The sequence below is a fragment of the Paraburkholderia sp. RL18-085-BIA-A genome, from assembly GCF_046027075.1.
Lineage (GTDB): Bacteria > Pseudomonadota > Gammaproteobacteria > Burkholderiales > Burkholderiaceae > Paraburkholderia.
The window spans coordinates 1-1,425 of sequence record NZ_JARESU010000427.1; the positions used below are offsets into that span (position 1 = coordinate 1).

The following is a 1,425-nucleotide window of genomic DNA, read 5'->3' on the forward strand; positions in this document are numbered from 1 at the left end:
TCGATCACCCGCCCGTCAGCCAGTCCAAAGATGAAGGTGTGGCCGGGCAAGCCGGATCGCCGGTACCGGGCAGCGGCCCGCCGCCACGATGTCACCTCGCCGCGATACTCGAGGATCCGCTGGCCGGCAGGAATCGCCTGTAGCGCGAACACACCTCGTCCATGAACTGATGATTTCCTGACCGTCACGCGCCGCACTTCGTCACTCACAGACTGGTTGAAGCCATGGAGCATAGCGAGCGGCGCGCTGCACGGCAACCGGGGGGTCGCGTCAGAACAGCCTGGTCTGTCGGGGATCGCGTGGGCGGCGGTCGGGAGACGTCAGTCCGGCTGGTTTGTCGACGTTTCCCGCGCCTGCCTCCGACCCGCTGTAGCCGTGCGAGCATCAGGCATTCGCCTGCCCCATCGTTGAAGCGCAACTCGAACATGCCGGTTTCGCCGGACGGACATGGCATCGTTGCGCGGAACGACAGGCGCAGGCCCCGCCGTTTCGTGCGGGCCATCATCTGCGTGCGACTCATGCCGTGCCAGCAATCCGACACGAAGAGCGTCACTGTTCCGGGCAGGGACTCATGCACGACGCCCTGCGGAAGCGTCAGTCCGGCGAGCAGGTAGAGGTCAGCCATGCAGGCTATCCTTCAGCGGCGAGTCACCCTGCGTTCATACCGTTTTTTTTCGACGCGTTGCTGGCTTGACGGCCGGCACGGCGCGGGACGAACGGGTCGGACGTGGGGCCTTCCGGACGCCGGCCGGTGCGGACGATGGCCGGGTTTCCCGTGCACGCGTTTCCGCTTCCCGCAGCGCCATCATTTCCGCGTGCAGCCGCAGGTTCTCCGCCTGACCGGCATCCAGCCGCCCCTGCAGCACGCCCGCCTGATGACGCACATCGCCGAGTTGTGCCTGCAGGGTTTCAGATGCCTGCCGATGGCCGGCGTCCTTCCGGTCCGCGCGACGCGTCGCTTCGTCCAGCTCCTTTTTCAGCTTCGTTACGGCACTGCGCTCGCGGTCGATCTCCAGCAATGCACGCTTCTCGGACCCCCGGAGCCGTTCCTCCTCGCGTTCAGCCGCTTCCCGCAGCTTCGCGAGGTCGCGCGAAAACCCTTCCCGGACCTCCACCATCTCGCGATCGCGCGCCGCCAGCGCCGTGTTCCTGCGCTCGAGTTCCGCCTCCAGCGCCTGGCGCTGCGCATGACCTTCGGCCTGCGCCTTGTCCAGTTCCCGCACCTCAACCTGCGCGGCCAGCAGCGCGGCGGTGCGCTGCTCGAGCGCCGTCTCGACGCGAGCCAGTTCGGCGCGGGCGGCGGCGACCGCCTGCTGCGCCTCCGCGCGCTGCGCCTCGACCTCGTCGCGCAACGCGTCGAGCGCGGTCCCGGCTGATGCGGTCGCGCGTGTCCAGAGCGTGGCGACCAGTTCGCCGGCGGCCGCG

At 68.5% G+C, this 1,425-nt stretch carries 3 protein-coding genes; all 3 read right to left on the reverse strand.

Features of this window, described 5'->3' with window-relative positions; translation table 11 throughout:
* Positions 1 to 197: SET domain-containing protein-lysine N-methyltransferase (locus P0D89_RS52980; protein WP_408371050.1), on the reverse strand; the 197-nt coding region annotated here is incomplete at its 3' end.
* A gap of 8 nt (positions 198 to 205) precedes the next feature.
* Entirely contained in the window at positions 206 to 625 is a 420-nt protein-coding gene (locus P0D89_RS52985; RefSeq protein ID WP_408379630.1) for a hypothetical protein, read from the reverse strand.
* Positions 626 to 659: 34 nt separating this feature from the next.
* Positions 660 to 1,425, reverse strand: a 766-nt coding sequence (locus P0D89_RS52990) for an ATPase (RefSeq protein ID WP_408379633.1), incomplete at its 5' end; no start/stop codon positions are given.